Genomic DNA, 8,746 nt, shown 5'->3' with positions numbered 1-8,746 from the left:
ACAGGTGCTGATTGTTCGGATTGTGACGCTTGAGAAACCATTCCACTGTCTCAAAGCTGTTCGCAATTTGACGCGAGCAATCCCTCTTCGAGAGTAATGCAATTGCTGCTAAATTGACGAACTTTAGCGGTCTCGGTGTGTTGGGCTGCGTTTTTTGTTTAAGAGGTTCGCGCGTGGCCAAGAAAACCACATCGCTTTCCGGTCTTGGCGGGCTGGTGTTTTCCACAGACGCAGGGCGTCATTGCCCCGACTGCAATCAGCCGCTGGGTGACTGTATCTGCCAGCAACAGGCGATTCCTGCAGGTGATGGCATCGCCCGCGTGCGCCGGGAGAGCAAAGGGCGCGGCGGCAAAATCGTGACGACTATTGCCGGCGTGCTCCTTGCGGAAGCGGAGCTCAAGGAGCTCGCTAGCGCGCTCAAGCGTCGTTGTGGCACTGGCGGCGCGCTCAAGGACGGGATCATCGAGATTCAGGGCGATCATGTTCAGTTACTACTGGATGAACTGTCTAAGCGCGGATTCAAGGCAAAAAAATCCGGCGGCTGAGTTAGATACCCATCTATTTATGTCTTGTGCTTATTTCTTGGCGCACCGGCTGTCCAATCGGGATAGCTCTCTGTCGTGTTCTACGCTCGGCAGGTAATCCATTTCTCAGGAGGCTTAGATGCCCGTACGACGCACACGTAAAGATGACGGCAGCCAATGGACCGCAGCGGATAGTCGTAGTGTTTACGGTATTCGTCACTGGGGTGCCGGTTACTTTTCGATCAGTGACGACGGCCATGTCGAAGTACGCCCGCAGGGGCCCAGCGGGGAGCCCATCGAATTTACCGGCCTGATCGAACAGTTGCGTGATGCCGGATTGACCCTGCCATTGTTGGTGCGCTTCCCCGATATTCTGCAGGACCGTGTGCGTCGTTTGACCGGTGCCTTCGATGCCAACATCGAGCGCCTCGAATATCAAAGCAAATACACCGCTCTGTATCCGATCAAGGTCAACCAGCAGGAAGCTGTGGTGGAAAACATCATCGCCACGCAGAACGTTGCCATCGGTCTGGAGGCCGGCTCCAAGCCTGAGCTGATGGCTGTGCTGGCGCTCGCCCCGAAGGGTGGCACCATTGTCTGTAACGGCTACAAGGATCGTGAATTCATCCGCCTGGCGCTGATGGGGCAGAAGCTGGGGCACAACGTTTTCATCGTCATCGAGAAAATGTCCGAAGTAGGGCTGGTCATCGAAGAAGCCGCCGAGCTGAAGCTCGTTCCGCAGGTTGGTTTGCGCGTGCGGTTGTCCTCGCTGGCCTCAAGCAAGTGGGCAGACACTGGCGGTGAAAAGTCCAAGTTCGGTTTGTCGGCCGCTCAGCTGCTGACCGTCATCGAGCGCTTCCGCGTCGCAGGCGTCGAGCAGGGAGTGCGGTTACTACATTTCCACATGGGCTCGCAGATCGCCAACCTGGCCGATTATCGCGAAGGTTTCCGGGAAGCCATTCGGTATTACGCCGAGCTGCGTGCGCTGGGGTTGCCGGTTGACCATATCGATGTCGGCGGCGGTCTGGGGGTCGATTACGACGGCACCCATTCGCGCAACGCTAGCTCGATCAACTACGACATCGACGAATACGCCGGCACCGTGGTCGGCATGCTCAAGGAGTTCTGTGACCGGCAGGAGCTGCCGCATCCGCATATCTTCTCCGAAAGTGGCCGGGCGATGACTGCGCACCACGCTGTGCTGGTGATGCAGGTGACCGACTTCGAGCGCCACAACGATGAGGCGCCGACCATCGAAAACTACGATGAACTGCCCGATATCGTCCAGTCGCTGGCCGATCTGCTCGGGCCGACCGACCCGGAGATGGTCACCGAAACCTACTGGCGCGCCACTCACTACATCAGCGAGGCTGCGGCGCAGTATGCGTCCGGCAAGCTGTCGTTGGCGCAGAAGGCATTGGCCGAGCAAAGTTACTTCGCTATCTGCCGTCGCCTGTACAACCAGCTGAAGGCGCGCCAGCGTTCCCATCGTGCTGTACTCGACGAGCTGAACGACAAGCTGGCAGACAAGTATATCTGCAACTTCTCGGTGTTCCAGAGCCTGCCGGATACCTGGGCGATCGACCAGATTCTGCCGATCGTGCCGCTACAGCGTCTGAGCGAAGAGCCGGTGCGCCGTGCCGTGCTGCAGGACCTGACCTGCGATTCGGACGGTAAGATCAAGCACTACGTCGATGAGCAGAGCATCGAGAACAGTATGCCGGTGCATGAGATCCAGGCGGGGGAGGAGTACTTTCTCGGCGTATTTCTGGTCGGTGCCTACCAGGAAATTCTCGGCGACATGCACAACCTGTTCGGCGATACCGATTCGGTTAACGTCTACCAGCGCGAGGATGGGAGTTATTACCACGCCGGCATCGAGACCCACGACACCATTGAGGACATGCTGCGCTACGTGCACCTGTCGCCAGAAGAGCTGATGACTTACTACCGTGACAAGGTTTCCAGCGCCCGGCTCAGCGCCAAGGAGCGTACCCAGTACATCGATGCGCTGCGACTGGGGCTGACGCGCTCGTCTTATCTCACGCCTTGAGCTGTGGGCCCGCTTCGGCGTAGCGGGCCGTAGAACTGCCGGTAAGGCCCAAGGCATCGCGCCGAGGGTCAAAGCCAAAGTGCATACCGCATCGATTTTAAAAGGCCCGGCCCTTGCGGCGAAGCTTTCGGCTTTGCTCTAAACCTTACGAACAAACTCCGACTTCAGCTTCATCGCCCCGATGCCGTCGATCTTGCAGTCGATATCATGATCGCCGTCGACCAGGCGGATGTTCTTGACCTTGGTGCCGACCTTCACCACCAGCGATGAACCTTTGACCTTGAGATCCTTGATGACGGTGATGGTATCGCCGTCCTGCAGGGGATTGCCCACCGAATCCTTGATCAGCTTTTGGTCTTCGTCAGCGGCGGACACCGGGTTGGCCGACCACTCGTGTGCGCATTCTGGACAGACCAGCAACTGGCCGTCTTCATAGGTGTATTCGGAGCTGCATTGGGGGCAGGGTGGTAAAGCGCTCACGGCGAGTCCTCTACTGGAAAGGGAAAAGCCGCGAAGTGTATAAGGTTTTATTCCATCAGGCGCGGACGCAGCACTGATTCGCCAGGGTGGGATTTTGAAAGCGTGCCGACTCCGCCATTGAGTAGCGACGGAGTGGCCCTATTAGGCGAGCTTAACTCAGTAATCGTCCTTGATCGCACGGTAGCGCTCTTCCAGCTCGCGGCGGATTTGCCGTCGTTGCTGGGCCTGGGCGAAGCGGCGCTTTTGGTCCGGCGTTTGCGGTTGTAGAGGGGGAACGCTGGCCGGACGGCCATCCTCACCGACCGCGACCATGGTGAAGAAGCAGCTATTGGTGTGGCGAACCGTCTTTTGCCGGATGTCTTCGGTGACGACCTTGATGCCGATTTCCATCGAAGTGGTACCGACGTAGTTGACCGAGGCGAGAAAAGTCACCAGCTCGCCGACATGTACAGGCTGGCGGAAATTGACCTGGTCCACTGACAGCGTTACCACGTACTGCCCGGCGTAACGGCTCGCGCAGGCATAGGCGACTTCGTCGAGGTACTTCAGCAGCGTGCCGCCATGGACGTTGCCGGAGAAGTTGGCCTTGTCCGGGGTCATCAATACGGTCATGGTCAGTTCGGCATGTCCATCAAGCATGTGCGCGGCTCATCCTGGCGAAAAGGGGCGCTACTTTAGTCGAATACGAAGCGGCTGTGTGCATTGCTTGCTTCGTTGCCTCCAGTTTTTGTTCGAGGGGTCAATGTGGCAATAGCGCGCAGCATTGGATGCAGTTCCTGGAGGCTCTTTTAGTCGACTGGTGTTGTAGGCAATTCAATGCGCTCACGCTCTAGGCCCGTAGTATGGTGCTTTATTGATTTGCGCCAGTATCGCGTCTGTTTTTCTCCTTATAGTCCCGGCATTCAAGTCATCCCGTTAATCGTGCCGGACTTTTCGCATGCGCTTTATCGCCGTTCTAATGCTCAGCTGCTTCGCTTCATTTGCTCATTCCAACGAGACGGCGATGGAGCGCTTCAACTACCTGATGGCCGATACCGAGCGGCGCCAGCAGGCTTATGCAGCCGGTCAGGAGCGCGCCCTATTCTGCGGCTACTGCCACGGTGAGGACGGCAATAGCAGGCGGCCACACATTCCTAATCTGGCCTCGCAGAACCCGGTTTACCTGTTCCAGTCGTTCGAGAAGTTCGCAAATGGTGAGCGTATCGACTACGTAATGTCGAAGCTGGCCAAGACTCTGACGCTTGAAGACCGGGTCAACATCGCCATCTATTTTAGTCAGCAGAAGGTCGTGCCTGCTGCGAGCGCAGGCGATGCGGCGCTGATCCAACAGGGTGCGACACTTTTCCAGCGCACCTGTACCGGCTGCCATGGCGAACATGCGGAAGGTCGAGAGACCATGCCGCGCCTGGCCGGCCAGCCTGCTGACTACATCCGCACCGCGCTGACGCATTTTTGTAACCACGAGCCAAGCCGCGCGGGTTCGGTGATGATCGGCATCGCCGACAAACTGTCCGAGGCGGAAATAGACTCACTGGCTGCCTATCTGACGCAGCTGCAGCTGAGCGAAAGACAAGAGCAACAGGCCAATGCGCAGCTACTGGGTATGGACGTGCACTGAACTTGTCTGCCGTTTGCGTTGTGAGCCTGAACCGCCTGCGCTTGCGAAACAACCATAATTTCCCTATAGCGCCGCTTCGCTTATTCAATTTCGGCTGCGCAGCGCCTGCCACTAGTCTCTTCGCCGCGTCCCAGACGCAATCCAAAAATGAGAAGAGGACGACTAGATGAATCGTTACCTGCCAGGTGCCTTGCCTGCCCGCACGCTAGTGGGCGCGCTTTGCGCGAGCCTGCTGACGCTTTCCGCCCATGCTGCTCCGTTGACCCGCGACAACGGCGCGCCGGTCGGCAACAACCAGAACTCCCAAACCGCCGGCCCGAACGGCCCAACCCTACTGCAGGATGTGCAGCTGCTGCAGAAACTGCAGCGTTTCGATCGCGAACGCGTGCCGGAGCGTGTCGTGCATGCCCGCGGCACCGGCGCCCACGGTGAATTTACTGCCACCGCCGACATTTCCGGCCTGACCATCGCCAAGGTCTTCGACAAGGGCGCCACCACTCCGGTGTTCGTGCGCTTCTCTGCCGTGACCAACAACAGCCACTCCCCGGAAACCCTGCGCGATCCGCGCGGCTTCGCCACCAAGTTCTACACCGCCGATGGCAACTGGGATCTGGTCGGCAACAACTTCCCGACCTTCTTCATCCGCGACGCCATCAAGTTCCCGGACATGGTCCACGCGTTCAAGACTGACCCGCGCACTAACCTGGACGACGACAGCCGGCGGATGGACTTCCTGTCCTACCACCCTGAATCCATCCAGACCCTGACCCGCCTGTACTCCAACTACGGTACGCCGGCCGGCTACCGCTTCATGGACGGCAGCAGCGTGCATTCCTACAAGCTGATCAACGACGAAGGCCAGGTGCACTACGTCAAGTTTGCCTGGAAATCGCAGCAGGGCATCAAGAACCTTGATCCCAAGCAGGTGCAGGAAACCCAGGGCCGTGACTACAGCCACATGACTCGCGACCTGATCACCGCCATCGACAACGGCGACTATCCGAAGTGGGACCTGTACCTGCAGGTGGTCAAGCTGGAGGAATTGGCGAAGTTCGAGTTCGATCCGCTGGATGCCACCAAGACCTGGCCCGAGGCGCTGGTGCCCTCGAAGAAGATCGGCACTATGGTGCTGAACAAGAACCCGGACAACGTCTTCCAAGAGACCGAGCAGGTCGCCATGGCGCCGTCCAACCTGGTTCCCGGCATCGAGCCCTCCGAGGATCGACTGCTGCAGGGCCGTCTGTTCGCCTATGCCGATACCCAGATGTACCGCATCGGTGCCAACCACATGAGCCTGCCGATCAACCAGCCCAAGGCGCCGGTCAACAACGGCAACCAGGACGGCCAACTCAACGGTGGCAAGACCACTGGCAGCGTTAACTACCAGCCGAGCCGTCGCATGGACCGTGAGGAAGAACCGCGCGGTCTGTACAGCCAGCTGGCCCTGTCGGGCGCGACTCAGCAGGCACCGATCTACCGCACGCAGAACTTCAAGCAGACCGGCGAGCTGTTCCGTTCCTTCACCGCCAAGGAGCAGAAGGACCTGATCGCTACCCTCGGTGGAGAACTGGCCAAGACCGACGAGGAGGCGCGCCATCACTTGCTGTCGTACTTCTACAAGGCTGATGCCGAGTACGGCGAAGGCCTGACCAAGGTGGCCAAGGGCGACCTGCAGAAGGTCAAGGCGCTGGCCGCCGAGCTGGAAGACTGATGCACCCGGCCGGCCCACGCAGCCGGCCATTCCCAACCCGTGGCGTCTGCCGCGGGCTTCTTGCATGAAGAGAAACGCAGTGAAAAACCTGATTCTGCTGGCTGCCCTCTGGCTGGGCGGTGAATATGCACTGGCGCAGGGCGAGCCCGTCGCGGCGGACGCCAAACAGGTACATGCCCAGCTGCGCGATTATTTCTTTGACGCCGCGAGGCACGGCGATAGCCCGATCCTCGACGAGTTCATCCAGGCGAGGTTCGACCTGAACATCGCCGACGAAAAGGGCTACACCGCCCTGATCCTCGCCGCCTACAACGGCCACGCGGACACCGTGGAGCAGCTGCTCGCCGCCGGTGCCGATGCTTGCGCCGAGGACAAGCGCGGCAACACCGCGCTGATGGGCGCGATCTTCAAGGGCGAGCTGCGCATCGCCAAGCGTCTGCTGGCCACCGAGTGCAACCCGGACCAGCGCAACGCCGCCGGCCAGACGCCGGCGATGTACGCAGCTCTGTTCCAGCGCAAGGCTCTGCTCGACGCCTTGCGCGAACGCGGTGCTGATCTCGACGCTACAGACCCGCTTGGCAACAGCGTGGAGAGCCTGGCGCGCGGCGAGATTCGCACACGATGACCGTCAGGCTTATTAGGGTGCGCAATTTGTAGGGCCGAATTTATTCGGCCGCAGATCGAGAAGGTCGAACAAGTTCGGCCCTACGGCTTTCGAGCGAAAGGGCGGTTCAATCGTATTCAGAGGCCTCATGCTCCCCCAGCAGACGTCGCTGGCGCGGTGTCGCGGCGGCCAGCACCTCGGGGTTGAAGGCGAATTGCAGGTAGGGCGAAAACTTCTGCGCCACCATCCGCCGGCCATAGTGCACCTGCACCAGATAACGGCTGCGGTCGCGTGTGCGATTGCGATTGCGATTGCGGCTGCCGGCGTGCCAGAGATCGCTGCGAAAGAACAGCACGTCGCCCGCTTCGCAGAGCACCGGTTCGGGCGTCCTTCCCTGCCAGTGGGTTTCGCCCGTGCGTGGGTACCGGCCGGCGCGGTGGCTACCGGGAATGATCAGCGTTGGGCAGAGATCAGCATCGATCCGGTTGAGATAGATATGCGCCGTGCATACCTGCATCGGTAGCTCGAAACTGGGGTCGGCCAGCAGGCTCTCCGGCAGTTCCATCGCCAGGTAATCGGCATGCAGCTCGCCACCGACGAAGCCCGGATGGCTGCGCCAGGCGGTCTGGCCGATCACATGGCAGTCCGCGCCGACGCAGGCTTCGGCCAGCTCGATGACGTCCGGTAGATCGAGATAGTTCAGCCAGAACGGATCGCGGTTGAACACGCATTTGTAGTGGTCGTCCACCAGCCCCTGGTAATCCCAGTGGATCGGTTCAAGGCTGTCGATAGCGGCACGTACATCTTCAATCTGCTGCGTTTGCAAAATACCGCGCAGCAGCACGAAGCCTTGCGTTTGCATGGCGCGCAGATGTTCGGCGGCGAGGCGGGTCAGTGGCATGGCGATGGATTCGGTGCTGTTTAGTCTATCGACAGTTTGCTGAAAGCTTGGGTTCGTATGCTGGCCCCTGCTTGCGATGACCTGTCGTCGCGGTAGGTGTGCTGCCACAAGCGGCGCGCTGGCTACATCCTTTCTTGTGCGAACTTCGGGGCGTGGCCACAAGCGACGTCCGCGGGTTCGCTTTAGCCCGAAAACATTCTGGTCACATCGCGACACCGCTCTGGCTTGGGTCTCGGCGGCATTTGAGCGAGAATCGCCGCGTTTTTTCCCCGTTGCACATCGATGCGCTTGGCATGTTCACGAGGCCTGGATGACTACCGCACGTTTCACCCCCATACAGATCATGTTCCATTGGTTCAGCGCCTTGCTGGTGCTAGCAATCATTGCGTTGCCTTACGGCGCGGACTATTTCGCATCGCTACTCGGCGGCAAGGGTAATGTGTTTACTCTGCACAAGTCGCTGGGAGTGCTGGTATTGGCGTTAACGCTGCTGCGCTTGTTCTATCGCGGCCGCAAGGTTTCCCCGCAACAGCTCGAACCCGAGCAGTCCCGCCCACAGCAGCTCGCCGCGATGGTGGGGCATGGGCTTCTCTATCTATTGCTGTTGTTGATGATGCCAATCTCCGGGCTGCTGTTCGGCAGCAAGCCGATCAACCTGTTTTGGCTGGTGGAGATCGGACCGCTACCGTTCTCATCGGATATGCGTAGCTTTGCGAAGGACGTTCATATGATCGGCCAATACGTGCTGTTCGCGATGATCCTCGGCCATGCTGCCGTTGCCCTCTGGCATCACTACATACGCCGCGATGACGTGCTCAAGGGCATGTTGCCGTTGGTGCGTTGACCGATCGGGAT

At 59.5% G+C, this 8,746-nt stretch carries 9 protein-coding genes; 6 read left to right on the top strand and 3 right to left on the bottom strand.

Annotated features, from left to right (window positions below; genetic code table 11):
* Positions 1–173 precede the first annotated feature (173 nt).
* Both NA647_RS17805 and speA read left to right on the top strand, forming a co-directional pair.
* Complete coding sequence (locus NA647_RS17805; protein WP_256058887.1) at positions 174–545, top strand: translation initiation factor Sui1; 372 nt, start codon at positions 174–176, stop codon at positions 543–545.
* Positions 546–663: 118 nt separating this feature from the next.
* The gene (gene speA, locus NA647_RS17800; RefSeq protein WP_256058886.1) at positions 664–2,577 is read left to right on the top strand and encodes an arginine decarboxylase; all 1,914 of its coding nucleotides are present in this window, start codon (positions 664–666) and stop codon (positions 2,575–2,577) included.
* A gap of 138 nt (positions 2,578–2,715) precedes the next feature.
* Here speA and NA647_RS17795 read toward each other — a convergent pair whose 3' ends face one another.
* Both NA647_RS17795 and NA647_RS17790 read right to left on the bottom strand, forming a co-directional pair.
* Entirely contained in the window at positions 2,716–3,057 is a 342-nt protein-coding gene (locus NA647_RS17795; protein WP_256058885.1) for a zinc ribbon domain-containing protein YjdM, read from the bottom strand.
* A 156-nt stretch (positions 3,058–3,213) separates the two neighbouring features.
* On the bottom strand, positions 3,214–3,696 hold the full coding sequence (locus NA647_RS17790; protein WP_131650936.1) for an acyl-CoA thioesterase: 483 nt from the start codon (positions 3,694–3,696) through the stop codon (positions 3,214–3,216).
* 298 nt (positions 3,697–3,994) lie between these two features.
* Between NA647_RS17790 and NA647_RS17785 the strand changes: the two genes are divergently transcribed.
* From NA647_RS17785 to NA647_RS17775, 3 genes are all read left to right on the top strand, one after another.
* Entirely contained in the window at positions 3,995–4,675 is a 681-nt protein-coding gene (locus NA647_RS17785) for a c-type cytochrome (RefSeq protein ID WP_256058884.1), read from the top strand.
* A 166-nt stretch (positions 4,676–4,841) separates the two neighbouring features.
* Positions 4,842–6,386, top strand: coding sequence for a catalase (locus NA647_RS17780; protein ID WP_256058883.1), 1,545 nt, complete (start codon positions 4,842–4,844; stop codon positions 6,384–6,386).
* Positions 6,387–6,465: 79 nt separating this feature from the next.
* On the top strand, positions 6,466–7,011 hold the full coding sequence (locus tag NA647_RS17775) for an ankyrin repeat domain-containing protein (RefSeq protein ID WP_256058882.1): 546 nt from the start codon (positions 6,466–6,468) through the stop codon (positions 7,009–7,011).
* Positions 7,012–7,117: 106 nt separating this feature from the next.
* Here the strand turns inward: NA647_RS17775 and NA647_RS17770 are convergent, their stop codons facing one another.
* Positions 7,118–7,891, bottom strand: a complete 774-nt coding sequence (locus tag NA647_RS17770; RefSeq protein ID WP_256058881.1) for a phytanoyl-CoA dioxygenase family protein — start codon at positions 7,889–7,891, stop codon at positions 7,118–7,120.
* Positions 7,892–8,201: 310 nt separating this feature from the next.
* Here NA647_RS17770 and NA647_RS17765 point away from each other — a divergent pair, with 310 nt between their 5' ends.
* Positions 8,202–8,735 carry a cytochrome b gene (locus tag NA647_RS17765; RefSeq protein ID WP_256058880.1) on the top strand — a complete coding sequence of 178 codons (534 nt, stop codon included), beginning with the start codon at positions 8,202–8,204 and terminating at the stop codon, positions 8,733–8,735.
* The last annotated feature ends 11 nt before the right edge of the window (positions 8,736–8,746 follow it).

The sequence above is a fragment of the Stutzerimonas stutzeri genome (assembly GCF_024448985.1).
GTDB lineage: Bacteria > Pseudomonadota > Gammaproteobacteria > Pseudomonadales > Pseudomonadaceae > Stutzerimonas > Stutzerimonas stutzeri_AP.
This window is presented reverse-complemented; position numbering and strand designations above follow the sequence as displayed.

Coding starts and splice junctions, on each gene's coding strand:
- speA (WP_256058886.1), top strand. CDS start 664: ATGCCCGTACGACGCACACGTAAAGATGACGGCAGCCAATGGACCGCA.
- NA647_RS17790 (WP_131650936.1), bottom strand. CDS start 3,696: ATGCTTGATGGACATGCCGAACTGACCATGACCGTATTGATGACCCCG.
- NA647_RS17785 (WP_256058884.1), top strand. CDS start 3,995: ATGCGCTTTATCGCCGTTCTAATGCTCAGCTGCTTCGCTTCATTTGCT.
- NA647_RS17780 (WP_256058883.1), top strand. CDS start 4,842: ATGAATCGTTACCTGCCAGGTGCCTTGCCTGCCCGCACGCTAGTGGGC.
- NA647_RS17770 (WP_256058881.1), bottom strand. CDS start 7,891: ATGCCACTGACCCGCCTCGCCGCCGAACATCTGCGCGCCATGCAAACG.
- NA647_RS17765 (WP_256058880.1), top strand. CDS start 8,202: ATGACTACCGCACGTTTCACCCCCATACAGATCATGTTCCATTGGTTC.